Source organism: Buttiauxella warmboldiae (assembly GCF_003818135.1).
In the GTDB taxonomy this organism is placed as follows: Bacteria; Pseudomonadota; Gammaproteobacteria; order Enterobacterales; family Enterobacteriaceae; genus Buttiauxella; species Buttiauxella warmboldiae.
On the sequence record NZ_RPOH01000010.1, the window covers coordinates 114,538 to 141,203 of the forward strand.

General features: G+C 52.7%; 25 protein-coding genes and 1 pseudogene. 10 read left to right on the top strand and 16 right to left on the bottom strand.

Annotated features, from left to right (window positions below; all coding sequences use genetic code 11):
• Position 1 precedes the first annotated feature (1 nt).
• Genes EHN07_RS03495 through EHN07_RS03505 form a run of 3 tightly spaced genes read left to right on the top strand, consistent with a single transcriptional unit; the run spans position 2 to position 2,155 of the window.
• Positions 2-793: a cyclase family protein gene (locus EHN07_RS03495; RefSeq protein ID WP_244202340.1), complete on the top strand. Its 792-nt coding sequence runs from the start codon at positions 2-4 to the stop codon at positions 791-793.
• Between the two features lie 2 nt (positions 794-795).
• Positions 796-1,515, top strand: coding sequence for a CoA transferase subunit A (locus tag EHN07_RS03500; RefSeq protein ID WP_124022817.1), 720 nt, complete (start codon positions 796-798; stop codon positions 1,513-1,515).
• Positions 1,502-2,155 carry a CoA transferase subunit B gene (locus tag EHN07_RS03505; protein WP_124022818.1) on the top strand — a complete coding sequence of 218 codons (654 nt, stop codon included), beginning with the start codon at positions 1,502-1,504 and terminating at the stop codon, positions 2,153-2,155. The genes EHN07_RS03500 and EHN07_RS03505 overlap by 14 nt, the downstream gene beginning before the upstream one ends.
• Positions 2,156-2,180: 25 nt before the next feature.
• On the opposite strand, the gene EHN07_RS03510 is transcribed toward EHN07_RS03505, so the two are convergent.
• The 4 genes from EHN07_RS03510 to EHN07_RS03525 all read right to left on the bottom strand — a co-directional run bounded on the left by EHN07_RS03510 (position 2,181) and on the right by EHN07_RS03525 (position 7,859).
• Positions 2,181-3,080 (bottom strand): SphA family protein, encoded by a 900-nt coding sequence (locus EHN07_RS03510; RefSeq protein WP_167467270.1) that lies wholly within the window; start codon positions 3,078-3,080, stop codon positions 2,181-2,183.
• A gap of 471 nt (positions 3,081-3,551) precedes the next feature.
• Positions 3,552-4,280: a hypothetical protein gene (locus EHN07_RS03515; protein ID WP_244202341.1), complete on the bottom strand. Its 729-nt coding sequence runs from the start codon at positions 4,278-4,280 to the stop codon at positions 3,552-3,554.
• A gap of 114 nt (positions 4,281-4,394) precedes the next feature.
• Complete coding sequence (locus EHN07_RS03520) at positions 4,395-6,374, bottom strand: alkyl/aryl-sulfatase (protein WP_120064164.1); 1,980 nt, start codon at positions 6,372-6,374, stop codon at positions 4,395-4,397.
• Positions 6,375-6,881: 507 nt separating this feature from the next.
• Positions 6,882-7,859 carry an NAD(P)H-dependent flavin oxidoreductase gene (locus EHN07_RS03525; RefSeq protein ID WP_124022821.1) on the bottom strand — a complete coding sequence of 326 codons (978 nt, stop codon included), beginning with the start codon at positions 7,857-7,859 and terminating at the stop codon, positions 6,882-6,884.
• A 234-nt stretch (positions 7,860-8,093) separates the two neighbouring features.
• Here EHN07_RS03525 and EHN07_RS03530 point away from each other — a divergent pair, with 234 nt between their 5' ends.
• The 3 genes from EHN07_RS03530 (at position 8,094) to EHN07_RS03540 (ending at position 10,200) form a co-directional block, all read left to right on the top strand.
• Positions 8,094-8,978 carry a LysR family transcriptional regulator gene (locus tag EHN07_RS03530; RefSeq protein WP_124022822.1) on the top strand — a complete coding sequence of 295 codons (885 nt, stop codon included), beginning with the start codon at positions 8,094-8,096 and terminating at the stop codon, positions 8,976-8,978.
• Between the two features lie 365 nt (positions 8,979-9,343).
• On the top strand, positions 9,344-9,688 hold the full coding sequence (locus EHN07_RS03535) for a type II toxin-antitoxin system PrlF family antitoxin (protein ID WP_124022823.1): 345 nt from the start codon (positions 9,344-9,346) through the stop codon (positions 9,686-9,688).
• A 23-nt stretch (positions 9,689-9,711) separates the two neighbouring features.
• A complete protein-coding gene (locus tag EHN07_RS03540; protein ID WP_124022824.1) occupies positions 9,712-10,200 on the top strand; it encodes a type II toxin-antitoxin system YhaV family toxin in 489 nt (162 codons plus the stop codon).
• A 152-nt stretch (positions 10,201-10,352) separates the two neighbouring features.
• Here EHN07_RS03540 and EHN07_RS03545 read toward each other — a convergent pair whose 3' ends face one another.
• The 5 genes and pseudogenes from EHN07_RS03545 to EHN07_RS03565 all read right to left on the bottom strand — a co-directional run bounded on the left by EHN07_RS03545 (position 10,353) and on the right by EHN07_RS03565 (position 14,907).
• Positions 10,353-10,763 carry an ASCH domain-containing protein gene (locus EHN07_RS03545; RefSeq protein WP_167467271.1) on the bottom strand — a complete coding sequence of 137 codons (411 nt, stop codon included), beginning with the start codon at positions 10,761-10,763 and terminating at the stop codon, positions 10,353-10,355.
• A gap of 127 nt (positions 10,764-10,890) precedes the next feature.
• Positions 10,891-11,187, bottom strand: a pseudogene (locus EHN07_RS03550) (IS110 family transposase); the annotation flags it as partial.
• Between the two features lie 79 nt (positions 11,188-11,266).
• Complete coding sequence (locus tag EHN07_RS03555) at positions 11,267-12,601, bottom strand: MFS transporter (protein ID WP_124022825.1); 1,335 nt, start codon at positions 12,599-12,601, stop codon at positions 11,267-11,269.
• A 243-nt stretch (positions 12,602-12,844) separates the two neighbouring features.
• Positions 12,845-13,921 (bottom strand): aromatic ring-hydroxylating oxygenase subunit alpha, encoded by a 1,077-nt coding sequence (locus EHN07_RS03560; protein WP_124022826.1) that lies wholly within the window; start codon positions 13,919-13,921, stop codon positions 12,845-12,847.
• Between the two features lie 32 nt (positions 13,922-13,953).
• Complete coding sequence (locus EHN07_RS03565) at positions 13,954-14,907, bottom strand: PDR/VanB family oxidoreductase (protein WP_124022827.1); 954 nt, start codon at positions 14,905-14,907, stop codon at positions 13,954-13,956.
• A 328-nt stretch (positions 14,908-15,235) separates the two neighbouring features.
• Here EHN07_RS03565 and EHN07_RS03570 point away from each other — a divergent pair, with 328 nt between their 5' ends.
• From EHN07_RS03570 to EHN07_RS03580, 3 genes are all read left to right on the top strand, one after another.
• The gene (locus tag EHN07_RS03570; RefSeq protein WP_124022828.1) at positions 15,236-15,703 is read left to right on the top strand and encodes a MarR family winged helix-turn-helix transcriptional regulator; all 468 of its coding nucleotides are present in this window, start codon (positions 15,236-15,238) and stop codon (positions 15,701-15,703) included.
• A 473-nt stretch (positions 15,704-16,176) separates the two neighbouring features.
• A complete protein-coding gene (locus EHN07_RS03575) occupies positions 16,177-16,956 on the top strand; it encodes an MBL fold metallo-hydrolase (protein ID WP_124022829.1) in 780 nt (259 codons plus the stop codon).
• A 127-nt stretch (positions 16,957-17,083) separates the two neighbouring features.
• A complete protein-coding gene (locus EHN07_RS03580; protein WP_124022888.1) occupies positions 17,084-18,058 on the top strand; it encodes a GlxA family transcriptional regulator in 975 nt (324 codons plus the stop codon).
• Positions 18,059-18,242: 184 nt separating this feature from the next.
• Here the strand turns inward: EHN07_RS03580 and EHN07_RS03585 are convergent, their stop codons facing one another.
• The 7 genes from EHN07_RS03585 to phnA form a co-directional block, all read right to left on the bottom strand.
• Positions 18,243-18,521, bottom strand: coding sequence for a DUF2798 domain-containing protein (locus EHN07_RS03585; protein ID WP_208646970.1), 279 nt, complete (start codon positions 18,519-18,521; stop codon positions 18,243-18,245).
• A 244-nt stretch (positions 18,522-18,765) separates the two neighbouring features.
• The gene (locus EHN07_RS03590) at positions 18,766-20,052 is read right to left on the bottom strand and encodes an ABC transporter substrate-binding protein (RefSeq protein WP_124022831.1); all 1,287 of its coding nucleotides are present in this window, start codon (positions 20,050-20,052) and stop codon (positions 18,766-18,768) included.
• A 31-nt stretch (positions 20,053-20,083) separates the two neighbouring features.
• Entirely contained in the window at positions 20,084-20,926 is an 843-nt protein-coding gene (locus EHN07_RS03595; RefSeq protein WP_124022832.1) for a carbohydrate ABC transporter permease, read from the bottom strand.
• Positions 20,923-21,855 carry a carbohydrate ABC transporter permease gene (locus EHN07_RS03600; RefSeq protein ID WP_124022833.1) on the bottom strand — a complete coding sequence of 311 codons (933 nt, stop codon included), beginning with the start codon at positions 21,853-21,855 and terminating at the stop codon, positions 20,923-20,925. Before EHN07_RS03600 ends, EHN07_RS03595 begins: the two co-directional genes overlap by 4 nt.
• Positions 21,852-22,952, bottom strand: coding sequence for an ABC transporter ATP-binding protein (locus EHN07_RS03605; RefSeq protein WP_124022834.1), 1,101 nt, complete (start codon positions 22,950-22,952; stop codon positions 21,852-21,854). The genes EHN07_RS03600 and EHN07_RS03605 overlap by 4 nt, the downstream gene beginning before the upstream one ends.
• Before the next feature lie 2 nt (positions 22,953-22,954).
• Positions 22,955-24,232, bottom strand: coding sequence for an alkaline phosphatase family protein (locus tag EHN07_RS03610; RefSeq protein WP_124022889.1), 1,278 nt, complete (start codon positions 24,230-24,232; stop codon positions 22,955-22,957).
• Positions 24,232-25,542, bottom strand: coding sequence for a phosphonoacetate hydrolase (gene phnA / locus EHN07_RS03615; RefSeq protein WP_208646972.1), 1,311 nt, complete (start codon positions 25,540-25,542; stop codon positions 24,232-24,234). The genes EHN07_RS03610 and phnA overlap by 1 nt, the downstream gene beginning before the upstream one ends.
• A 56-nt stretch (positions 25,543-25,598) precedes the next feature.
• Between phnA and EHN07_RS03620 the strand changes: the two genes are divergently transcribed.
• A complete protein-coding gene (locus EHN07_RS03620) occupies positions 25,599-26,570 on the top strand; it encodes a sugar-binding transcriptional regulator (protein WP_124022835.1) in 972 nt (323 codons plus the stop codon).
• The last annotated feature ends 96 nt before the right edge of the window (positions 26,571-26,666 follow it).

The window sequence follows — 26,666 nt, forward strand, 5'->3', positions numbered from 1 at the left end:
GATGAATCTTTTGCAAGGCCGTCGTCTTATCGATCTCTCCGTTACGCTGGACAATAACCCCTGGACCGACCCGCCGCCGCTGCTGCCCAAAATCGAATACACCGATCACCAACAGGGCTGGCCGGAAATGGCGGCGATGTTTCCGGGGCTTGAAAAACACCAGATGCCGGGTCAGGAAGCCTGGGCTTCCGAGCGGCTACAGGTCACACCGCATAACGGTACGCATATGGATGCCCCCTGGCACTACAGTTCGACAACCAACGGTGGCGAACCCGCTTTTGGCATTGATGAATTGCCCCTTGAGTGGTGTATGCGGCCCGGGGTGAAGCTTGATTTTCGCGCTGTGCCAGATGGTCAAATCCTTCAGCCGGCTGACCTGCAAAATGCGCTGCTACGAATAGGCTATACCCTGGCTCCGCTGGATATTGTGTTAATCAACACCGCAGCCGGGGCGCGCTACGGCCAGCAAGATTATCTTCAGCGCGGATGCGGCATCGGGCGCGAGGCGACACTCTGGCTGCTTGACCAGGGGGTGAGAGTCGTGGGAACGGACGCCTGGAGCTGGGATGCGCCATTTAGTTTTACGCGGGAGCGTTTTCGCGAAAGCGGTGACGCATCGCTTATCTGGGAAGGACACAAAGCGGGCCGCGATATCGCCTATGGCCAAATGGAAAAGCTCAGTAACCTTGAACTGCTGCCCGATTATGGATTCTGGATCAGCTGCTTCCCTTACAAAATACGCCGGGCTTCCGCAGGTTTTATCCGCGCTGTCGCCATCGTTGAGGAGGCTTAGCCATGGCCGGGCTGGATAAGCGTGTTGCCAGTTATGCCATGGCCCTTGAAGGGCTAAGGGACGGCATGACGGTTCTTGCTGGCGGGTTTGGACTGTGTGGCATCCCTGAAAATCTGATTGCGGAAATTCGCCGTCGCCAGGTACGCAACCTGACCGTGGTCTCCAACAACTGCGGCATTGACGGTTTTGGGCTTGGGTTACTGCTGGAAAACCGGCAGATCCGTAAAATGATCGCTTCTTATGTGGGCGAAAACGCGCTGTTTGAGAAGCAGCTGCTGAGTGGGGAGCTGGAAGTTGAGCTGAAACCCCAGGGCTCGCTGGCTGAAAAACTGCGGGCGGGAGGGGCGGGGATCCCGGCGTTTTATACCGCCACAGGCTACGGCACGCCGGTGGCGGAAGGCAAAGAAACCCGGCAATTTGGCGCTCGCCATTACCTTCTCGAACCAGCAATACAGGGGGATTTTGCCATTATCAAAGGCTGGAAAGCTGACTGGTACGGCAACATTATCTATCGTCATACCGCCCAGAATTTTAACCCGCTGATGGCGACGGCGGCACGCATTACCGTGGCTGAGGTTGAGGAGATTGTCCCTCCAGGCGAGCTTGATCCTGCGCATATCCATACGCCGGGGATTTATGTGCACCGTCTTATTCAGGGGCACTTTGAAAAACGCATTGAAAAAAAGACGCTTTTACAAGGAGCTGCCGATGCTGACTCGTGAACAAATGGCGCAGCGCGTGGCGCGCGAATTGCAGGATGGGGATTACGTCAACCTGGGGATTGGTATTCCGACGCTGGTGGCGAACTATGTGCCGCAGGGGATCTCGGTGATGCTGCAGTCGGAAAATGGGTTATTAGGAATGGGCGGGTTTCCCGAGCCTGAGCAACTGGATGCCGATATGATAAATGCGGGCAAGCAGACGGTGACCGCCTGTGCGGGAGCGGCGATTTTCGACTCGGCACAGTCGTTCGCCATGATCCGTGGAGGACATGTCGACCTGACCGTTTTGGGCGCTTTCGAGGTTGATGTGCAGGGTAACGTCGCCTCGTGGATGATTCCGGATAAGCTGGTGAAAGGGATGGGAGGGGCGATGGATTTGGTCGCCGGTGCTCAAAATATCATTGTTACCATGACTCATGCCGCTAAATCCGGTGAATCAAAGCTGTTAAAGCGCTGCACGCTGCCGCTTACCGGCGCGGGCTGCATTCAAAAAGTCCTGACCGATCTGGCGTGGCTGGAAATAGAAGGGGGCTGTTTTATTCTGCGCGAACGCGCGCCCGGCGTCAGCGTTGAGGAAATTATTGCCAAAACAGCCGGGCCTTTACGGGTACCGGACTATGTTCCAGAAATGCAGTTCTGAGCGCGGCTAACAGGCCGCGCGGTTTTCAGAAGGCGATAAAGGTATTGAGCCAAAGCTGTGAGATATCCATAGTATTTTCACTTAACAGCGAGCGCTTCCAGGAAAAATAGGCACCATAACGCGGTGTTCCCCAACCCAATTGTGGCCCCAGCGTCAGTTCGTTAATGCGGTTTCCATTGGCACCGACTGAACGATTGTGCTGCTTATCATCGCTTATCTGGCTATGCCAGAATCCACTGACGCCGACGAAAAATCCCTGAGCAAAATAGTAGTTTGCCGAGTACTCAAGATTGGTCTCAATACCGGATTGATAGTCGGTATCTTCGTTGCGGGTGTTATACACAATTTTTGCCAGACCGCTGATATCAACATCCCGGCGTGGATACCACGTCCATGCCCATGAAGCCTGGATGCCCCAGTAGTTTCTGCCGTTATTTGCCAGCCGGTTCTTGTCATACTCGCCGGTTGGCGCGGTCACCAGCAGGGCAAAAATGTCGTTATAGGCGCCGAAGTGGCGCCCGAGCGAGGGGCCAAAGGTTATATCGCTTAAACCCGATGACGTGGATTTATCCATATAGTCCATATCCAGGCTGGTGCGCGTATAAACAAAGTTAGCCTCGAAAGCCAGATTGCCCGCCTCAATCAGGCCCGGGTCCGCTACGTGTAACAAGCGAAAGGCATGGGCCTGAGTCGCCATCGTCATTCCCATGCCGTTATCGTTGCCGTGCTCGTCTCGCGCACTAAACCCGTTGACCCAGGCGTTGTAGTTGTAAAGGTAATTTCCCGCGGGCATCAGCAGGCCGGGGAGCATAGATTGTACGCCTACGGGAACCACCGAACCGCCATTTTCCGTGGCGTAGGAGGCAGCAGGCAAACACCACAACAGGGCTACAGATAGTGCGCCGCAAGCACGACAACTTCTCATTTTTATTCTCCACTGTGACAGGTAACGTGTTGAATAAAATGTAGCCATTGCCGTTGAGATCAATGATTGCGGCTGCAGATAGCGACTATCCGGCAGAATGATAGATGGGCAGGGTGTCTGTTTTTTTATTCCGCTAAAACGCTCATTAAAAGAGGATAGAACTGCATATGAAATTGTTAACAGGCTTATCTATATGATGGCGCGCAACGGGTGATATTCAGATGTGAAGGAGGCGCAAGTTTCAGCCCGGTGATAGCCCCAATCTGGGAGCCAATACGCTTAACGCAGCCATAAATTAAGCGTACTAGCTCAGACTTATAATCTGACGGGTAGGTCTGTGCCGGGAGCGTTCGTTGCTAAGTTACATGGCAGCGCAGGTCACCACCACTTTCTATTAGCAGCGGAAATTGCATGCCATTCATTTGGCAGTGACCCAATCAGGTACGTATAAAAGAATTAACCGCTAACGGATTAATTCAGGAACTGAAGGTTTAACCCGAAGAAAATCTGCCAGTGAGGCTGCCCCGGACCGCGGTCTGCAACCGAACCTTGAGGCTCCACAAAGAAGTTGTAGACGGTTTTATCCTGCTTGATAACCTGCCCAATACCTAAACCCAGCGGTACACTGTAGCTATCATTCTGGAAGTTATAGACCCAGATAGGCGCCGCTCGCAGATAAGTGCCCCCACCCAGTTGATAGAATAAAAATGGCTGGAAAGTACCCAGATTCACCTCGCTGCGGTTGTCTTCTCCGGCAAAGCTATGCTGCCATGAGGCCAGATAACCGTACTGGAATTTTGGCGAACTGGCATCGAAGAGCACGTTAACCAAACCCGCAGACCATTTTTCTGTTCCCAGAGCATCTTCAGTCGCAGTCGGCGCCGTAATTTGCGGACCGAAACCAAAACTCACTGCCGGATTGCCGGTATCAATAAGCCATGACGCAAATAAGTTCAAATCACCTAAACCTGTTTTATGACCACCGCCAGGCGCAACCGGATAGGTATTAATCGGTAATGAACCACGCAACAGCCATTTGCTGTCACCTAATGAAAAAGGCTGCGCATAACGGAACCAGAACTGATTGGCATCCTGATCCGTACCGCTCACATCCCCGATGTAATAGTTCTGCATATTAAATGCAGTCATATTCGCCAGAGGGTTGTTTGCCTGCGCCGCATCCGGGGCATGCTCTTGCACAGCTAAGGCATAAGATGAAACAAGACATAATATTGAAGGTAAGATCGAGTATGAAAGACGCATAGGATTACCTGAAGTAAATCCCCTGCAGCCGTGACGCCGCAGGGGAATTATTTATGGTGTAACGATGTTGAACCAGAACTCAAACTTGTCCATGTAGCCCAGCATCTCATCGAGCTTCGCACCGTTACCGGTGACTTTCACTTCGCCTTTATCTTCAGCCTGCTTCAGGGTTTCTTCTTTCAGGATGATCTTATTGAGCGTTTCACGATTAAGCGTAATAGTCGCATCCGCGTCTTTCGCTTCAGCACCTGCGGTATGGTTCAGTACGCCATTTTCCAGCTCCAGTTTGTACTTGCCGCCGTCGCTGCCGAGATCGATATTAAACACCGCTTTAGCGCTTGCCGCTTTTTCACCATTGATGTGAACCCCGAGGTAATCGAAGAACATCTCCGGTGACATGGCTTTCACCGTATCCGGGCTTGCGGTATTTGGAGTTGGCAATTTCTGAACCCCATTACGCAACTCCTGCGCGCCGGTCAGGTAGAAGTTACGCCATGGTCCAGACTCTGCCTGATATCCCAGTTGCTCGAGTGCGTCAGCTTCCAGATTACGTGCCGCCTCGTTGTTTGGATCGGCAAACACGACCTTACTGACAACCTGCGCAACCCATCGATAATTACCCTGTTCGTAATCCGTTTTCGCTTTTTGCAGGATGTTATCGGCACCGCCCATATATTCGACGAATTTCTTCGCGGCCTCTTCTGGTGGCAGCTCATCGAGTGTTGCCGGGTTGCCATCGAACCAGCCGAGGTACAGCACGTAGGTCGCTTTAACATCGTGACTCACCGAACCGTAGTAGCCACGGCTTGCCCAGGTTTTCGCCAGGCCTTCAGGAAGTTTGAAGTTAGCGGCAATTTCATCACGTGTCAGGCCGGTGTTTGCAAGGCGTAAGGTCTGGTCGTTGATATAGCGGTACATATCACGCTGACCCTTCATCAGATTAACAACGTTTTCATTACCCCACGTCGGCCAGTGGTGCTGAGCCATAATGATTTCGGCTTTGTCACCCCAGCGGTTAATAGCATCGTTGATATATTTTGACCATGCCAGCGGGTCACGAATTTTCGCGCCGCGCAGGGAATAGGTATTGTGCAGGGTGTGGGTGACATCTTCCGCAGCTTCGATGAGTTTTTTCTCTTCGATGTACCACAGCATTTCGGACGGTGCTTCAGAGCCAGGCGCCATCATGAAATCGTAGGTCAGGCCGTCAATCGTCTCTTTCTGTCCAGTTTTGGTGATGTAGTTCGTCGGAGCGATTAATGTCACCGTCCCGGCAGAAGTCGTGGTACCCAGACCCGCACCCACCTGGCCTTTAACATCAGGCTTCAGCAGGTTGCCGTACATGTAGCTGGCGCGGCGGCTCATGACGTTCCCCGCCATAATGTTCTCGGACACGGCTTCATCCATAAAGCCCGCCGGGGCGTAAATCTTCACTTTGCCTGATTTCACGTCAGCTTCGTCGACAACCCCACGCACACCACCGTAATGGTCAACGTGGCTGTGGGTGTAAATCACCGCGACCACAGGTTTATTGCCACGATTTTTGAAGTACAAATCCATGCCGACTTTTGCTGTTTCAGCAGAAACCAGTGGATCAACAACAGTAATACCCTCTTTACCCTCAATAATGGTCATATTGGATAAGTCGAGATTACGGATCTGGTATACACCCTCGGTCACTTCAAAAAGGCCGCTGATGTTAATTAATTGAGACTGACGCCACAGGCTGGGGTTGACACTATCCGGCGATTTATCACCTTCTTTAATAAAGGCATATTTCTGCGGATCCCAGACCACATTCCCCTGCTCACCTTTTATAACATCAGTGGGAATTGCAGCAATAAAGCCTTTATGTGCGTTGGTAAAATCGGTGTTATCAGAGAAGGGAAGTTGGTTATAGAGTGCATCATTGGCTTGTTTTGTTGATGCCGTTGCCTCTTTGGGGGCTTCCTGCGCAAACAATGGAGTCAGTACTGTGGATGAAAGCAGCCCTGCCAGAGCAAGACTTTTGACTATTAATTTAAGTCTCATTTCTATTCCTCATATGTGATCCCTCAAATTACTCAGATTATCCGAGTAGTTACATCGAGTAATAATTCATTGGTCTAAATAACATTTACGACTAGGGAGTATTGTCGTTTTTAAATATAACCAAAGAGTTACATTTCGCTATATTGGAATACAAAATATTAGCAATTTAACTTTTGCTGGTTTGACGTTATCAGGAGTAAGGTCGCATGCTGGTATTGCGCATAGTCATACCATTGATGTTTAGAGACCGTCCAACAGCTTGATTTGCGCGTTTGAAGCTTCTTCGCTCAGAGCAGACCTCGCGGCGCATCAGGCAGTCCGCTCCGTGCCGGAGCTGAAGTTACCGAAATTCTAATGTGTCCATCAACCGTGAAGAGAACGATACCCTTGAAGCGGCGGTATGGAAGCCAACAAATTCAATATCCCTGAACAGACTCATTCTCCGGATAAAAACTGCAGCTTCAGGACATGATGAATAGTAAACCCCCGTAGTAAACGGGGAAGCGGTCATATTGCTAATGCATCAACCACTTGAGCAACGGTTTTAATCTCTCGAATACTGCCGATGCCGGTACCCAGTGATATATAGCCTTCATCGGTGTTCCCTTCTAGCATCCCTATACGCAAACCGCGTAACCCGCCCATGGTTTTTCCAAGCTCTTCGTTACTGGCTCCCGCTTTATCCATTTGCACCAGTTTTTCCGCCAGCTTACCGGGCAATGAACGATAGTAATCAGGCATGGTGCGGAAAAGCAGCATATCGAGTCCGTCAGAATTGATGATTTTGTCTTTCACTGACTGCGGTACGCGGCTTTCTTCGGTACTGATAAAAATGGAACCGGCAAAAACCCCGCTTGCCCCAAGGGCGTGAGCTGCTCTGGCGGTACGGTTATCTGTGATACCTCCGGCGGCCAGTACCGGGACATTTTGCACGGCATCTGCAATCAGTGGAACGATTGAAAATGTTCCCAGCGCCTTGCCTGGCAAGGTTCCGCCTTCGTCAAAACCGGTGGCGACAATAATATCTGCCCCGGCGACTTCGGCGAGGCGGGTGTTTTCAGGGGTGGGGTTGATATCGCGGTAGATAATCTTGATGCCCGCTTCTTTCAGTTGGTCAAACAATACGGGGATCACCGCACCTTCGCCATAGCCTGTATAAACCACAACTTTCACCGCTTCTTCTTTGATCACCTGTAAGATTGGCGGAGTCCATATGTCGTTTTCAGGTGTCGGGATCAGATTGACGCCAAAAGGTTTTTCTGTGAGCGCTTTGGTTTTACGAATTTCCTCACGCATTTTTTCGGCCGTTTCATGTGGCGTAGAAACTGCGGTTTCTGCCGTTAATCCTGCGTTTGGGCCCAGCACACCAAGCCCTCCGGCATTGCTGACAGCGGCGACTAAACGGGCATCGGTCAACCATGATAATGGCCCCTGAATGACAGCCTTTTCTATGCCCAAAATTTGGCAGATACGGTTATTTTGCATGGCGTAATGTCCTTAACAAAGAGGTCCGGCAGCCTGAAACGGCGACCTTAAAGAGTTTTTATGTTTCGAAATGGCGCTACACAGCCGCTCAGGTTTCGGAATGGGGAGAGTGTAGAATGGGGGATTGTTTGGAAAAATAGTAAAAACAGTTCATCACTATTACGAAATCAATAATAATATGGTTATCCGGTTGCGAATTGACGACTCTTAGCTCTCCTGTGAAAGAAATAAGCGATGCAAATTAATCTCTTTGAATCTATTAGAATTTTTATCGGAATTGTCGAGTCAGGTAGCCTCACGCAGGCGGCGGAGAATCTGCAAATCCATCGTCCTGCTGTCACCAAAGCTCTGCAACAACTCGAGCAACACAGCGGTATTCGATTATTGCAGCGCACGACACGGCGAATTAACCTGACGCCAGAGGGGGAAGAATTTTATCGCCGCAGTAAACCCTTACTGGCCCAGACGGATGATCTACTGGAGTCGTTTGCCGCCGACCATGTTTTGCGTGGGCAGTTGCGCGTCGATATGCCAATCGCTTTTGCGGCTTTACTCGTCGTGCCAAATTTGCCCGATTTTTACCGTGAGCATCCTGATATTGAAATCATACTGAGCTGCTCAGATCGCCGCAGGGATATGCTGCGCGATGGCCTGGACTGCGTGCTGCGAGTCGGGGAACTCGATGATGGCGACTACATCGCCCGGAAGATGGGCTCCATTAAAATGACGACGTGCGCCAGCCCGGCTTATCTTGCAGAACATGGTACGCCAGAAACATTGGAGGAGTTGCGCCAGCATCAGGCCGTCAATTGGATTAACAGCAGCAGTAGGCAAATTATGCCGTGGACGTTTCAGACACCAGGGGGTACAGAAGAAATTAGCCTTTCCGGTAAGCTTGTGCTGGATAACTCCGAAGCCTATATAGCAGCGGGTCTGGCAGGGCTGGGAATATTACAGGGGATGAATGTTTTTTTACAACCTTACCTCAACAGTGGCCGCCTGGTAGAAGTACTGACAGACTATCCCGTACCACCTCGTCAGCTGTCACTTCTTTATCCACACCGCCACCTCTCCCGTAAGGTAAAGGTATTTGCCGAGTGGTTAGAGAGGTTATTGTAACTTTTAAGTCGAAAGTTGAGATGATTAATGATTAGCCACAACTTCCGCTCCTCGCTCAAAGCGACCCTCCGCGCCACTCTCCCGTCCGCTCCGTGCCAGTAGAGGAAGTTGCTACGACTGGCGTGTTAATCAATAGGGCGCAGGCTAAAGTAATGCATTTGCATTGTGCAATGCACTTGCATTATAATGACCGTGCTCATCAGAGCAATCGCAGCTAATGCGACTTAACTTTAAAGGAAACAACCCAGCGGCTTAGCAAACCGATAGCTCCGCAGTATGAGTCTGGGTAAATAAAATGAACTATTCCCGGTGGGTTAGGCCCGCCCCTTGTGATGGAGGAAGTGGGAATGAAGAGGGTTCAATCAATGGCTACTCAATTTTTAAATAGTGCGAACGTGTCACTGCGTGCGGAGTCTCGACTCACCGAGCGTAGCCAGACAACGATTCCTGCTGCAATACGCGATGCTTTGCATCTCAAGCCTGGTGAGTACATAAAGTACACCTTGCTTGCAGGCGGTAATGTCATCATGTCCCGACAGGAAGAAGAACAAGATGATCCGGTTATATCGCAGTTTCTGACTTTTCTCGAAAATGACATGAAGACAAAACCACAGAACATTCACCCCGTACCGGCGTTGTTTTGGGAAAGCATTAAAGAATTAACTGCTGGAGTTAATGTCGATTTAGACGCGCCGCTTACCGATGACTAACAAATAAGAAACGACGGTGAGGCATGGAATACTTAGTAATAAATGGGTGGAAAATCTGCTTTCATTCATGCTTTCTGACACAGATTGCAGAACTTTCTCAGAAGGTAATTGAATTAAAGGCTGCAAAGCCCAGCGAATACCGCGGCAAGAAGGAAACAAAGCTCCTGCATGCGATTGAGCGAGTCATCGAGGAATGGATAGCAGTTGACCCCCTCAATGCGAAATATCGTCAGGGTGATACTTTAGGCGATGAATTTAAACATTGGTTCCGCGCAAAGTTCTTGTCGCAGTTTCGTTTGTTCTATCGTTGCAGTGCGGAGCATAAGACTATCATTATCGGTTGGGTAAATGATTTCGATACCCTTCGTGCTTACGGATCTAAGACAGACGCTTATACGGTGTTTGCAAGGATGTTAAAAGCTGGCGACCCTCCAGGCGATTGGGAGAAGCTTCTCAGCGAGGCTAAAGCTGCCACTGCCACTACTTCTATTCCAGGTTTCCTCGAAAAATAAACCGGAGAGCATTCACAGGGATGCGATAGCTTCAATAGCGAAGAAGTTAATTCCGCTTCACGCCCACTTTTGTCCTTTGAGGACTAGCAAATATTTCGCTTCGTCGTAACAGTTTCTGCTCTTTCAGTCGCCGTAAAATGCAACTGCCGAGTTCACAGAACCTCAACCACCTCAAATTCTTCTGTGATCAGCTCCATATCATCAGAAAAATAACCTTCCCGAGTAAAAAATCGCTGATGCTCTTTCCGCCAGTACTCGAGGCTTAAATCGCCTTCGCCCTCTTTTCGAGCAAATTCCGCGGTAACATCACAAAAACGCACCAGTCGCATCGAAACCAATCTGATAACGCATACAGGTACATCCTGACCATCAAGGATGATGTTATAACTCCCAATTTGGGGTGCAGATTCTTCCTGCTGATAAGAGGCAAAAGATCCACATGAGGCCGTTTTAATCCCTTTTATAATAAGGGTTGCGAGTTCGTTGGCCAGCACTTGACTATCACCCACTTGCCAGGCATTCGCGCCTGGATACTTCACTTTTAATACATCAATCTCACGCATCCGAAGGCCTTCTTAATCGCATGTTAACAAAGAAATTGCATACATTTTTTGAGCATGAATTGACCGGACATTAACATTGATGCCGACATATTGGTATCTTGTTCACGCTCCACGTCCTGAGGTATGCGATTTGTGTCGCCAGTGCTGCTGCCATCAAAGCATTAGCCTCTATAACACTCGGGTCTGCCGTCAATGGGATCGCGTTATCAATATTCACCACGCGTTGCCCGATAAGGGCCATTGCGTGGCCACCTTTGGCATTCAGAAAATTTCAGATCGTGTCGCGCCTGGCACGTTTCAGTGGTTGCAGACTGGGCCACCGTATCATCAGTTCACACAGCAGTAAGCTACCCCGATGTGAGAACCATTCCAGTGGCTGAGGATAATCCTGTTTAAGCGTGTTGATTATTCGGTTCACAAAGCGACCTGGTTACAGGCCGCCTTGTCCCGGAATTGATCAACAAGGCCGATTTGTCCTGGTCTTGTTCTTATGGTTCTCCGGATCAGACATTGGAGATGGTACTCAGGGGTAGCTGCCTTTGCGGTTTCAAAAGCCAGATGACGAGGGCTGCGAAGACGAAAGACAGGGCAAACAGCAGATAAAGGTCAGCGGGTTGCCAATGTGCATCGATCAACCGGCCAGCCACCAATGGCGAGAGAATCGCGCCGGCACGGCCGATGCCAATACCCCAACCCAGGCCGGTGACGCGCTGGGTGGCGTTGTAGATAGTCGGAGTTAGGGCATAGAGTCCGGCAACACAACCGTTGACAAAAATTCCGATCAGCAGTACCAGGGCGAAGGCCAGGCTCGGCAAGATAGTGAACTGTACGAAGGCGGCCAGGAGCACCGCGTTGACCAGAAGGTAGAGCATCAGCACCCGGGACAGACGAAAGCGCGATGCGAGCAAGCCGATCAGTGACGTGCCGAGAATGCCGCCGACATTGAGCAGTACACCACCGGTGATTCCCTGTTGGTTCGACAGACCCGCTGAAACCAGCAGCCTCGGAGTCCAGCTCATTACGAAGTAGAAACCGAACATCACCAGGAAGAAGGCTATCCAGATGAGTAAGGTTGAACGGAGCAGGGTTGGTGAGAAAAGCTCGGCGAAAGTTGCTTTTAGCGGTTTTCGGGCGTCCTGCCGCGCCTCGGGCATTTGATCGACGGCAGCGATCGCGACTCGTTGCAGCAAATTATTGATGCGTTTCAGTGCATTCCGGGGTTGACGAGACAGCAGGAAAGCCAGGGACTCGGGTAACCAGAGTGCGAGGAGCGGAAGGATCAGCAATGTTGTTACGCCACCGTAAAAGAACACCGAACGCCACCCCATGGAAGGGATGATCTGCGCTGCGATGATGCCCCCTATTGTTGCCCCCAGTGCATAGGCCGTGGATTGCAGGCTAATGGCCAGACCGCGCCACTTCTTGTTTGCATACTCCCCAGCGACGACATAGCTGCTGGCCAGAATGCCACCGATGCCGAGTCCGGTGATCAGCCGCAGCACACCGAGTATCTCGGGGGATGTCGCCCTGGATGACGCCAACATGCCGAGCCCCGCGATGCCGACACTTAGCAGGATGAGCGGACGTCGTCCAAAGCGGTCGGCCCAGGGGGCGATAAACAACGACCCGATCGCCATTCCGACAAGCCCTGCGCTAAGCAAGTAGCCGAGGTGAATGCCGCTGAGGCTCCAGTCGGCAGAAATAGACGCGGCGGTGAATGCCATCACCAGGACATCGAAGCCATCTAGCATGTTGATCAGAAAGCAGAGCGCAACCACGCCCCACTGGAAACTGACCATAGGTTTTTCATCCAGCTGTTGTCCGATCGAATGGCTCATGGGATCAGTCTCCGAAGTTGTAGGTCGGGAAGGGGGGTGAACAACGTGCGACCAAAGTCGTCCAGCTATTCAGTGGATACCGTTTGTACATGTCTATATCTTCGTCTTTTGGTTGGTGTAGCATGCATAATGCTGTCTTTGGCGCAGCAAATGCCCTGGAGCCATGTGTTTGGCTTCAAGGGTTTGGTCAACGCATCCGGACCATAATGCGCACGCACATCCAGCGGTACGTGCACCGTGTGCTCAAAAGGTGGACTGGCGAAGCTGCTCAATGATTCGGCGGGCGCGATTGGCACCGGCATCGACGTGTATGTCAATCATCGGTTTCGCGCCGAACCGGCACATGTTCTGGAACTGGGCTTCGATAATTATCTTGTCTTCATCGAAGGTCATTACCGTTTGCTCAACAACCCTGGCCTTGATGGCTTCGGGGTCGCTTTCGGGATTGGTGGCAATGGTCCAGAAGTAGTGACTGGTGGTTTCGGTTTCTGGTGTGACGCCGTGGAAACCGCGCATATGGAAGCCACCGCGATCGGGGTCATCCAGGGCATCGGTACCGGCATTGACCGCACCGGTCCAGATACGCAGGTGACTGACGTGAAATTCGATTTCCTGCCAACGGTCCACGGTGCCTTTGAAGGGATAAGCGGCGGTGTAAGTGGGGGGTGGAACGGAGTCCGGCATGTGGCGTACGACCCGCACTATGTCGCCTTTACTTTCGACAGTCATCCGGGCATTCATATGAATACTGGCGTTACCGCCGATGGTGCGCAGGTGGACATAACCCAGATGACTCAGGTCCATGAGGTTATCGTGGATTAACTGATAAGGCGCGTTGTAGTGATACACGTTACCGTCGAACAGGTACTTGCCATTGCTGTGAACAGGGTAAGTCGGTGGTTCACAGCTCGGTTCCGGTTGAGCCTCACTGCCAAACCATATCCAGACGATCTGGTCCTGCTCACGCACGTGATAGGCAGGCACTTTGGCTTTGCTCGGTATCTTGTCCTGGCCCGGGATTTCGATGCACTTCCCAAGCGCATCGAAAACAAGGCCGTGGTAACCACACCGAATACCGGATTCTTCTAGCGTGCCGTTCGACAGTGGAAGCGCTCTATGGCAACAGCGGTCTTCCAGCGCAGCGACCTCGCCGTTGGTTTTACGGAACAGTACGACAGGCTTGTTGAGTAATGTCCGGCCAATGGGTTTGTCCTTCAGCTCCCATCCCAGAGCCGCGACGTACCACTGGTTGAGGGGGAAGCCTGGTAAGGCAGGCTCTGAAATTTCTACTGCAAGAGTTTGGCAGGCGGATGTGTTCATGGTGTTCTCCATATTGATATTGTTGTTTGGGTTCATAGATCAAGAACGAGGCGCGATGATTTGGCGCGCGAGCAGCAGGGGGTAAAACAGTTATTTGCGGCTTGTTCTGCCACGGTCAGGAATTTGTCCCGATGTTCCGGGGTGCCCTTGAGTACACGGGTTACGCAGGTGCCGCAGACGCCTTGCTCGCAGGATGATTCGATCTCTATTCCGGCCTCGTCGAGCACTTCGAACACGGTGCGTTCGGCAGGAATCTGAAAAACCTGGCCACTGCTCGCCAGTTCAACTTCGAAGGGAACATTGGTGTTGAGATCGGCGGGCTCTGCGGTGAAGAACTCCTTATGTACGCGGTCCTGCGACCAGCCAGCATTCTGCGCAGCATCGAGGATGTAGTTCATGAAACCGACCGGCCCACAGACATAGAGATGGGTGCCAGCGTCTGGTTCTGCCAGCACGGCCGACGCATCCAGTTTTTGTATTTGAGCACCACTGTCGTCATGAAACTTTATGCGACCGGCAAAAGGCGTTTGAGCAAGCATCCCAACGAACGCCGCTCGTTCTCTTGATCGAAAGCAGTAGTGCAACTCGAAATCGGCCCCTTGATGTGAAAGCTCATAAGCCATGGCTAGCATAGGCGTGATGCCGATACCACCGCCGAACAGCAGATGTCGGTTGGCTGAGCGTTCAAGCGGGAAAAGGTTGCGCGGAGTGCTGATAGACAACGTTTGTCCTGACCGTATCTGCTCGTGCATGGCCCTGGAGCCGCCACGGGAAATCGGGTCCTTGAGCACACTGATAAGGTAGCGATGGCGCTCCCGGGGATCGTTGCACAAGGAGTATTGCCGGGTGAGGCCATCGGCAATGTGAATGTCGATGTGGGCACCTGCCTTGAAGGCTGGTAGTGCGCCGCCGTCTACAGCACATAATTCGAAACTGCAGATGCCTTCGGCTTCCTCTGCTTTGCGGGTGACGTTGACTTTAAGCATGACTTGTCCCTCCAGACTTAAGTGGCTGCTGAAAAAATGCATGAGTTAGGGCGTTAGATTGAGCCGAGTCAGCCGGTCGCAGGCACGTGGAGGACGATCGTTTGCTTGTTGAACAAGGCTAATGGGATGACATTGAAGGTGTTCATGACCAAGTCCTTATAATTATTTTCATGTGGCAGAGCGACGGCATATTATGCAGGTCATCGCATTTGCCATTCGGTCCAGAAATACTCGTATCATTTAGTTGCGATGTCAACGAATGCAGTGCAAATATTCAACAAGCATTTAACAAATGTTAAACAGATCTCTAATTCAAGGTGTTTGCTCAATGTCCACAGAATCCCAACTGAACCTGGCTCGTTATGTCCCGGCACTACTGAATTTCCTGTCCAACAAGCTCTCCGCTGGAGCCTCACAGTGCTATCGCAAGCATTTCGGCATAGGGGTAGTTGAGTGGCGAATGCTCTCAATGCTCGCCGTGGAAAATGACATCACCGCCAATCGAATTTGTCAGACGATCGGGCTCGACAAGAGTGCGGTCAGCCGTTCACTACAGTCACTTGAAGTGGCGGGGCACATTAGCAGCCAGGTTGATTCAAAGGATGCACGACGCAACACCGTCAGCCTGACTGACAGCGGAAAAGCGTTACATGGCCGAGTATTGAAGGTTGCACTGGAACGAGAGCGACGTTTGCTCAGCGGGCTTTCTGCTTCGGAAGTGGACACCCTTATCGAATTGTTGGGCCGCTTGCATTCCCAGGTATCTAACGTGAACGATTACGATCCGGCACCCTGAGTCACTTCATTGTGTAATTCTCAGGGCGTGAATGACTATATCTCGCTCATAGCTGACCGAGGTCCTATGGACGGTTTAGTGCCAAAAAATGGACATCCAGTTAAAAAAGACAATCAACCTTGAATGATTTCCTGGATGGCATTTTAGCTTATTAGGTCTTTACCTCAACCCTATAGCATATTGGCCCATTTTCATTGATTCCTGGCGTGCGGCTTACTCACTACCGCTCCCTGTAATGGCAGCTTCAGCAGGCCGTCGGTGCATCTTTCTCACCAAACATCGCCCTGCTTAAATCTATCCGCCATGCCGGTAAAACCCGAGCCATTACGATTGACCTGATTTCATCGGCTAATGACCAGAGGGCATATCACGGCCGATCCCTTCCTCGTTTTATAGTAAGCCCACTCGCATCCCCGATAGCACAACAGCCAATACGGTGGATGAATCAATCTGATTAATGACTGGAGCCATCAATGAAATTAACGCAAATCCGCAATGCCACGCTGGTACTGGAATATGCCGGTAAAAAATTCCTGATCGATCCGATGCTGGCAGAAAAAGAAGCCTGGGATGGATTTGCCGGAAATGCACGCCCGCACCTGCGCAATCCCATGGTTGCCTTACCTGTGGCCGTTAAGGATTTATTGGCGGTTGACGCCGTTATCCTGACTCACACCCATACTGACCACTGGGATGAGGCTGCTCAGCAGGCTGTTCCCAAAGAGATGCTTATCTACACGCAGGATGAAAAAGATGCGGCGCTTCTTCGTTCTCAGGGCTTTCTCAACATTCGCGTTCTGAAAGATGAAAACCATTTCGTTGACGGCCTGACTATTTATAAAACCGACGGCCAGCACGGCAGTAACGAATTGTATGCCGATGCTCAGTGGGGTGAGCTACTGGGTGATGCATGCGGGCTGGTCTTTACCCATCATGATGAAAAAACGCTGTATATCGCGGGCGATACTGTCTGGGTTAAGCCTTATGCAAGAAACCTGCAGCGTTTCAAACCGGAGATTGTAGTGCTGAATACGGGTTATGCGGTCAACGACCTTTACGGTCCGATTATCATGGGCAAAGAGGATACGCTGCGCACGTTAAAAATGTTGCCTGGTGCAACCGTCGTGGCTTCCCATATGGAATCGATTAACCATTGCCTTCTTACCCGTGCGGAACTGCGCGAGTTCACTCTTGAGCACGGCATTGAAGATAAGGTTCTTATTCCCGCAGACGGCGAGACAATGGCTTTCTGATAAGCCATTCCGCATGGCCGATGACGAATGCCATTACTACTGGTCACCTGTTATCCTTGAGTCAGTTAAAATCAGCGTGTTAGTCGCCGGCGATCCGGTGGCTATCATTTACGGTAAGGTTAAGGTTATGTCTGCACTGACGGTCGCCGTGATTGCCACGGCCGGATTTAGTCCATTTCACTTTTCAGTCCCTTGTATTATTTTCGGGCAGTCTATGCCGCAGCCGGATTTATTCTGCGTCGAAATCTGCGCTGAAAACCCAGGCGTTGTGCTGTCTGATATGGGCCTGTCCATCAACGTGGAGCATGGACTTGAGCTGCTGGATACCGCAGACATCGTTATCGTACCTTACTGGAATCATCCGGAAGAAAAGCCTTCTCAGGCCCTGCTGGATGCGCTAATAAACGCATGGCAGCGCGGCGCAGAAGTGGTGGGGCTTTGTCTCGGTGCTTACGTACTGGCCTATTCAGGTTTGCTTGATGGGCATCGTGCCGCCACGCACTGGGAGTTTGAACAGGACTTCATTGCACGATTTCCTGCTGTTCATCTGGACAGCAACTCGCTGTATACCAGTGATGAACGCCTGATTACCTCTGCGGGTACCGCCGCCGGTATTGATTGCTGCCTGAATATTATCCGTGACCGTTACGGCTCGGCGATAGCTAACCGGGTAGCAAGAAGAATGGTTGTTCCTCCTTACCGGGAAGGCGGTCAGGCCCAGTTTATTGAACGTCCGGTCCCGGTATCTACGCGGGATAGCAAAATGAACGAGCTGATAGACTACCTGCGGCGCAATCTCGATAAGCAGCACAATCTCGATTCACTGGCCGGATTTGTCAGCATGAGCCGACGAACGCTAACGCGCCATTTTTTCAAGGCAACCGGCGCCACGCCTGGCGATTGGCTGAATTCTGAGCGCCTGCAACGAAGCCAGGAACTACTGGAAACGACGAACAGTAGCATTGAAAGTGTGTCCGATATGGTGGGTTTTCAGTCGCCAGTCTCGTTCCGGCAGAGCTTTAAAGCGAGATTCAGCGTCAGCCCAAGCGAATGGCGTAGAGCCTTTCGCGGACCTGCGCCTGTTGATGTGGAAGTAAAGTGAGAGGTGGCCTGCCAGCTCAAGTCTGAGCTAATACAAGTAAAGCCCACATAAGTAGAGTGGGCTCTGCAACCTTGCCTGCAGTTCAGCGGGAACTTAAAGCATTTCGGCTGATCTTCAATTGCTTACTGGCTATTTAAAACATCAGCAAATATTGGCTGAGGTCAGCTGAAACTGGCTCGCGGTATTAATTTTCACGGCTCATAACCGCCGCTTCTTCCTGCTTCGCCGTGTTTGAGCGGATCAGACTTTGTCCACAAAGTAAGTAGGTTAATTTGTTTGACAGGGGCCAGGCCACCATCGTCATAACAAAGGCTATTGGCCAGGCGACCAGAAACTGTTTAGGCCAGATTGTCAGCAATGCTGCTGATGGGCCAAGGGCTATCAGCAGCATAATGCCTGACATCGAAAGGGCCATTATGCCGGTCATCAGAAGTTGATTAACAAGTACCGTACGCTTTTCCATCATCAATCCTGTCAGGGATGGCGGTGCGCTAAGCGAAGGGATCGACGAAGGCACCATCCATCAGTTGTGGGTGGTGCCGCGGGTTCGGAGCAGGCGCTCCGACTTCATCTCGCTACGAGGACTGGAATAACCAAACCAGTCTTAATCTTTTCGGCGCCGGGAAAGTATCAATTAACCCCATAACATTCAATATATTTACGCAAAACAATTTATGCCGCCAGACCGCTGCTGGCGGCAAGGGCGGTTACCGACATTCGGCAGGCATCAGGGCATTAACATCCTGCACCAGTTTTGGCAGGGTGTTGGCCGCCGTGTCGCGAGCGGTCACTAATGCTTCGGTGTGGCCTTTAATCACTTCAATAATTTTTAGTGAGTTTTCCCCCGGGAATGAAGCCCATTCGCCTAATACCGGTACCTGTTTCAGGCTGGTGGTATGGTTCGGGTGAGAGGTGTAAAAATTGCCAAGCAGCTCTGCGTGCTCCACGGCAATTTTGTTGCCCGGCATATAGCCTGTCAGGCTTGCCATCGCGGTCTGGCCCTGCGGGCCGGTGACGAATTTAACATATTCCCAGGCGGCGGCCTGGCGTTTAGCATCTTTTGAAAGCACCATAGCGACGTTCCCGCCTGCGGGTAATTGCCCCTTCGCATCGGCCAGTGGGAACGGCATGGTTTTAAAGCCGAAGGTACCGCCAATCTGTTTTTCAGCGGCGGCGACGTAAGAGGTGGAATCCGCCATGATACCCACGGTCCCTGAGACAAATGACTGCCGCGCCTGCCCAAGCGCCAGGTTAGGCATACCTGATTTGCCAAACAGCTCCAGCGTTTGCAGCGCCCATTTGCCCGCATCACTGTTAAAGCCAATTTTGCAGCTGCCGGGTTGCAGCATGTGCCCGCCTTTACTGGTTATCAGCGTCTGGAACAGCCAGTTGCCGGTCTGCTCCCACTGGTAATAGAGGCCCGTCACCGGCGATGGCGCGCGGCTTTCCATCGCCTTACCTAATTTAACCAACTCAGGCCAGGTATTCGGTAACCGGTCGGGATCGCCGCCCGCCGCTTTCACCATGTCCGTATTAATATAAAGAACCGGGGTGGACACCGCAAAAGGCAAACCGTACTGCTTGCCTTTCCAGGTCCCAAGCTTAGCCAGCGTCGGGTAGTAGCCTAATTTATCCAGGCCACCCTCCCGGTGAATATATGCATCCAGAGGTGTCCCAATGCCACGTTCAACAAACAGGCCGATTTGGTTAATGCCGTTGAAGGCCACATCCGGCATGCTATTGGTGATTTGGCCCCGCAAAATTTCCTGCGCCGCCTCCTCATAGCCCTTTACCGGATTACGGAACTTAACTTCAATATCAGGGTGTGCCTCAGTAAAGCGCCTGGCTAATTCCTTGTGCAAAGAATTAAACGTTCCCGGGGTGGTATAAAGCACATCAAGGGTTATTTTCTCATCCGCATGGACGGCCGTAATACCCGACAAGATAATCATGCCGGACAAAATGCGGCGGCACACTGCAACCGGTAAAGACATGGTGTTCTCCTGAAGTCATTAAAATAAAAGTTTATTTATCTGCTGATGTTGTCATGCCATCGATAAAACGGCGCTGCGCGGCAAGGAATACGAAAATTAATGGAATAACAATAATGACTGCCCCTGCCATTAGCGGCCCCAGCGACTGGCCTGATTCATCATCGCGGAATAATAAGATGCCTAATGCCGGGGTCGAGATAGCCTGGTCGCGCACCGCGATCATCGGCCAGAACAGGTCGTTCCAGTGCGCGACTAACGAAAAAATGCCGAATGAAGCGAGGGCGGGGGTACTCATCGGCATGATAATGCGCCAGATAATCGAGAACTCGCTCAGGCCATCAAGTCGCGCGGCCTGAAGGATCTCTTCGGGGATTTTGCGAAAGAACTGGCGCAGCAAGAAGATGCCGAAGGCCGAAATGATCCACGGCAGGATCAGCGAAACATAGGTATTGAGGATGCCGAAGAGGTACAGCATCAAAAAGTGAGGGATCGCCAGCGCCTGCGGCGGTACCAGCAAACCGACCAGCACGGCGGAAAAAAGGGTATCCCGGCCGAGAAACCGCAGTTTTGCCAGCGCATAGGCACAGGGCACGCACACGATGAGCTGGATCAGGAAAATCACGGCGCAAACAAAAATGCCATTGGCGATAAACCGCAGCATCGGTACCGATGTTAAGGCCGCCCGGTAGTTCTCAAGGCCGAAAAATTGCGTAGGCCACAGCTGAAAATTAGCGGCGAAAATCTCCTGCTGCGGCTTCAGGGACAGGCTCACCATCCAGATAAACGGCAGCAGGGTAAACAGAGCGGTCGCCAGCAGAATCACATGCCGCAACACCTGCTTTGGCGTAACAGCGAATGAGGGAAATTTAATCATGAGTAATGTACCCGTCGCTCCAGAATTTTCGACTGGCCGAGAGTGAGGCAGACCACAATCAGCAGATAAACTACGGTAAGTGCCGCGCCGTAGCCGGTTCTCAGGTAATCAAAACTTTCGGTATACAGCCGGTGCAACAGAACTTCCGAAGCGTAATTAGGCCCGCCCTGGGTCAGCACCCTGACGCTGTCGAACACTTCAAAAGCCCGACATGCGGTCATCACGCTGACGAAGAGCATCACGGGGCCGAGCAGCGGAAGGGTGACGGTGCGCAGTCGGTCAATGATGCTGTCTGCCCCATCAATGGCGGCAGCGTGATAGAGATCCTCCGGGATGGACTTCAGTCCGGAGACAAACAGCACCATGGCGAAGCCAAAGTTTTGCCAGATGCCAATAACGGCAATCACCAGCAGAGCCGTATCTTCATCGCGCAACCAGTTCGGGCCGGCGATACCGAATACCGACAGCGCGCGATTCACCAGTCCGATGGTGGGGTGAAGCATTGACCCCCAGACGATGGCCATTGCTGACATCGTCGACATCACCGGCAGAAAGTGAACCGCACGGTAAAAGCCGCGCAGGCTGGGGCTGGATTCGATTAGCAGCGCAACGATCAGCCCCAAAACCACGGTTCCGGGCACGACAATAGCCACATACAGCAGCGTGTTTTTCAGCGCCGTCCAGAACACCGGGTCTGAAAAGAGCGCATTGAAATTTCCCAGGCCAATAAACCGTAACGTTGCGGTCCCAAACTGCCAGTCAGTCAGCGAGACGACAATCACTACCAGCGCCGGAACGAACAGCAGCGCAATCAGTAAAAAGGTGGCGGGGAGCACCGCGAGATAAGCAAAGAGCCGCTGGGCCTGGGCTAATGATTTTTTCGGTGCCTGCCGGACTGTGCTGGCTGTGACAAGGTGTAAAACGCTCATACCGCGATCCGCTCCTCTTTTGTCAGCCGCTTCCCATCGGTATCAAAAAACAGCATCTGGCGTACATCAAGCATGATGCCTACGGCGTTACCCGGTGAAAGCCGGGGGGCATGCGGATCGCGGCGCACGATAATCGTGCCCGCCTGGCCGAGCGCCACATGAATGAAGATATCCGCCCCGAAGTTTTCAATATTACTGACCACGCCTTCCAGCATGCCGGTTCCGCTGGCCACAACGGACGCCGCTTCCGGTCGAAAACCAATGCGGTGTACGGCGGCAAAGCCGTATCGTGGGGCGCCGGGCATCGCGTCAGCGGCCAGGATATTAATCTTCGGGCTGCCAATCAGCTCTGCCACCCGGATTTCAGCCGGATTGCGATACAGCTCTTCCGGCGCGGCAATTTGCAGAATATCGCCGCCGACCATGACGGCAACCCGATCGGACATGGTCATCGCTTCCGCCTGATCGTGGGTCACATAGACAAACGTCACCCCAAGGCGGCGATGCAGCGCCACAATCTCAGCGCGCATCTGCACGCGCAGCCTGGCATCAAGGTTGGAAAGGGGTTCATCCATCAGGAAGATTTTAGGATGACGGACCATGGCGCGCCCCAGCGCCACGCGCTGGCGCTGGCCACCCGATAGCTGCCCCGGTTTACGCTGCAGAAGATGGTCGATATTCAGCATCTTCGCGACCTGATTGACTTCGTCGGCAATCACCTGCTCAATGCTTTTTCGTGCCGGCATCAGTGAACCCAGCACCGGCAGGCGCTGGGTACGACTCAGCCGTTGCATCCGCAGCGGCAGAGCAATATTGTCAAACACCGTGAAGTGCGGATAGAGCGCGTAGGACTGAAAAACCATCGCGACATCGCGCCCGGCTGGGCGACGCCCGTCAATGTTTTCGCCATCCAGTTCAATGCTGCCGCTGTCCTGCTGTTCCAGGCCCGCCAGAATGCGTAGCATTGTCGATTTACCGCATCCGGAAGGGCCGATTAAGGTCAGAAACTCGCCGTCACGGATATCCAGCGAGACGCCTTTTAGTACGGCGGTTTCACCATATCCTTTAGCTATCTGATTCACGCTAACGCTCGCCATTTTTATTCCTCGCGACTTTTGTGTTGCAGGGGCTGGCCATCAAATGAGGGCAGCGGTTTGTCCAGATGGGTGAAAATGGTGGGAGCAATATCAATCACGCAGCTGGCCGATGAGCGCACGCTTCCCGGGGTAAAACCCTGGCCTGCAATCATCAGAAACGGCATCTGTTCATAGATGCCCAGGCCGCCATGCTGCCCGGCCCCGATAACGTCCGCTTTATCACCCGCGCGTCGGGCGGTGAACCCTTTCCCGGCCACGCCGTAACCATTTTTTTCCTCCGTGCTGAACATGGATACGGCGAATTCCGGGCCCGCCTCAAGTGGAATGCCTGCCGACTCAAATTCACTGCGCGAGAACACCTGGCCTGCCCAGGCGCGAGTTCGCAGAAAGCGTTCCATCTCTGATTTTCTGCAGGCCACGTCAGGATGCATGTAAATCAGGATCGCGGTGCCGCTGGATGCCACCACCACCTCATCCGATTCGAGGCTGTTTTTCAAACCTGCGCTCACCAGTTCAGCTTCAACATTGATCGCCTCATCCACGATTTGATGGCCGTGATCGGACCCCAGCAGCAGCAAAATATCTTGTCTGTCCGCCATGGCCTCAACCGCGGCAATCACCCGCCCCGCATGGCTATCCGCGCTGCGCAGAATGGCCAGATGCTCGGGGGAACCTAACGGCAAACTGTGCTGGGAGGCGTCGGGTTCGCCCAGCCAGAGAACGCCCAGCGCCGGACAATCCTGAGCGCTCACTACGCGGGCGATAAACCTGTCGGTCATCACGCTCTCGCCTTCGGCGTCCAGCGCAATATTGAGCTCGTCAGCAGGAGGAACGGGCTGGCGGCCGGGGCCAAATGACCCCGCGCGATGATAGACGTGACCAAATCCATCCGGATCGTGGGCATAAGCCGCGCCGGGTGACACATTGCTGAAAATCACCACGCCGCCCTTATCCGTGAGATGTTCGGCCATCGTCGGGACATGCAGAGAGCGGCCAGTGAGGTGGCGCTTGTACTGGAGAAAATCTGGTTTCCCTGCATCGTGCCGGACCAGGCGGGCATTTTCAGTCAGCACCATGGTATTGCCCGCCATTCCATGACGCGCAGGGCGGCACCCCGTTGCGATGCTGGCCGCTACCACACGAGTGCAGCTTGGGAATACGGTTCGGTGCGCGGAAAACTGCTCGGCACGGCGGGAAAAGGCATACAGGTGAGGGGTATTTTCCTCACTAATCAAATCCCGACGTAAACCGTCAAGTATGACAAGCACGGCGCGACGCATCACAGAGCCTCATTCAGGACGGCGCAGAAGATGTCAAAGTTGCGCAGCCGATGCGTTGGATTGGCTTTGACGGGAATGGAAGTAATAAAAGGAACGACCTGTTCAGTCAGGCCGCCATGGGAGCGTAGACGAGTGCCGGAAAGTTGAGACAGATCGTGGTCGGCTTTACCGGCTCCCAGCGCTACCCCTTTGGTTGCGATAACCGCGATGTCGCCTTCACGATCGTCGGCTACGTCGAACTTCAGGCAGACTTCATCACGCGGCAGGGCCAGGGCAACGCCTGGGATAGCGCGGACAAATGCCAGCACCTCATGGATATCGATATCCGGGGTCAGGAGATGAATGCGCACAAACCCACCCAACGCGCCGTGGTGGCGCACAAACGGGTCGGTAATCGGGCAAATCACCCGGCACTTATCTGCGCCGAATGCTGCGCTCAGCCTGTCGGCAAGATAAACAATACGCGGATTACCCTCGGCATCCGCCATGTCGCTCATCCCATGGTCAGCCACGATGCCTAAGCGCGCGCCCAGCGCCAGCATTTTGCCCAGACGCTGGTCGACGGCCACCATAAATTCGAGGGCTGCGGGATCGTCGGGAGCATGTTTATGCTGGACGTAATCGGACAAGGAGAGGTAGCTGATATCCGGCCGGTGAGTTTCCAGCAATTTGATCCCCGCATCCAGTACGAAGAGTGAAAGATCGGCTGAGTACTGATCGGGCGCATGTCGACCGACAAGTGCTTCAACATTGCTAATGCCGTTCTCAGCCTGGGTCGCTTCGTTGGCTTTTTCGGCAGAGAATGCAATACCGTCCAGATCCTTGCCGAGCGCTTTGCGCAGCTTATCTTTTGCCGTGATCGCCACAACCTTTGCCCCCGCACGGGAAAAGGCGGCAAGCAGCGTTGGCGCACGCACCGGAGTGGAGTCAACCATCATCACGTCTTTGCCTGTCTCACGGTCAAAATAGAAGTTGCCGGAAACGCCATGCACATTTGGCGGTACGCCGCACACGATGGAGACGTTATTCGGATTGGTAAAGGTTGGCATGCAGGCCAGTGCCTTACTGGCGAAGCCGCTGCTACGCATGCTATCGATATTCGGTATCAGCCCGGCTTTGCTCGCGGCATCGATATATTCAGGGTCGCAGCCATCGAAACAGACCACCACCGTTGGTTGCACCGGCCATCTGTATTCACGGCCATTAACACGCACGGTTTTTTTATCGTTGTTAATATTATTGCATTCTGACATCGGTAATCTCTCGTATGAACAGGTGATGGTGGTGAAGCTATCATCGACAAGTGACACATTTGTGAATCTGTAGGAACAAATGTGCTATCATCGGGCGGATATGAGTCAATGCCATGATTATCAGAGAAAAAATTTTGCAAGAAAGCCAAATTACTCAAAATGAAAACGCCTTGATTGCGCGCATTTGCTGGCACTACTTCAGGGAAGGCCAGACTCAGGATGTGATTGCGCGCCACCTGAATATCACCCGTAAAAAGGTCAACCGTATCCTTGGGGAAGCGAGAACCTCGGGGTTTGTGCAGATTATTCTGCCGCAGGCGGTTGCGGTGCGTAACGATCTGGAAAACACCCTGAGCGCAAAATATAACCTCAGCCGGGTTATCGTGGTTCCGGCACCGATTGCAGGTGATGACGTCAGGGAGATGGTTGGCGCGGCTGCGGGGCAGTACGTCTCAGAAAATCTGCCGCCATCGGGCATGCTTGGCATCAGCTGGGGCGGCACCATTCATAGCGCTGCCCGGCATTTTTTGCCGCGCGCGGCAGGGGGCGATCGGGTTGTGTTGCTTTGCGGGGGCCTGGCTGAAAGCACCAGTATCAACCCTTATGACAACGCCGCCTCCGTTGCGCGCGCGCTTGAGGCAAAATGTTTTTATATCACCGCCCCGATGTTCGCCCCTTCGCAGGCGCTACGGGACGCGCTGGTCGCAAGCGAGCCTGTGAAATCGGTGCTTGCGATGGCAGGCCAGCTGGACATGGCTCTGCTGAGCGCCGTCGACCTTTCTGAGCAATCTAAAGCGCTGGAATATGGCGTTATTGATCGGGCTTCACGCCTTTCGCTAATTGCAGCGGGCGCGGTGGGTGATATCTGTGGTCACTATCTGGATGCTCAGGGAAAGACGGTCATACACCCTTTAGCGCAGAGGGTGATCAACCCCGCGATTGCGGATTTAAAAAAAACCGGGCAGCTGGTACTGGCTGCGGGCGGGAGCCATAAATACGCGATTATCCTGGCAGCGATCCGAGCCGGGCTGTGTCATGTGCTGATATGCGATGAGAATGTCGCGCAGGCGCTTGCGGCAGCGTGATCCTGGCGGCATTGCCGGTTACAGGATGAATCGCCATTGAGATAGCGAATGGGCTAAAAAGCAGAACCGGGCAAGAATATAAGCTAAATTCGTGCC